The organism is Bradyrhizobium sp. WSM4874 (assembly GCF_055811835.1).
The window spans coordinates 1-239 of sequence record NZ_JBVVPR010000290.1; the positions used below are offsets into that span (position 1 = coordinate 1).

Genomic DNA, 239 nt, shown 5'->3' on the forward strand with positions numbered 1-239 from the left:
CATCATGCCCTCCGTCTATCAAACGGAGCGGCCCTTTTCCAACTTAGCCTCTGGTCCCAAAACCGGGGTCCATTTCACTGTACCTAATAAGCGCCGCGTGATTCCCTTGCCTTGAACTTTTGATTCGAGGATGAGCGAATGCGCGCAAGTTTGTTTTGGCTCAATGATAGGCAATGGGCGCGTATTGAGCCTCATCTGCCGACGGGGCTGAAGGGACCGGAGCGGGACGACGACCGCCG

Annotated in this window: 1 pseudogene; it reads left to right on the forward strand. The window is 56.1% G+C overall.

Features of this window, described 5'->3' with window-relative positions:
* Positions 1-138: 138 nt before the first annotated feature.
* Positions 139-239 (forward strand): annotated as a pseudogene (locus AC0L3P_RS40380) (IS5/IS1182 family transposase); the annotation flags it as partial.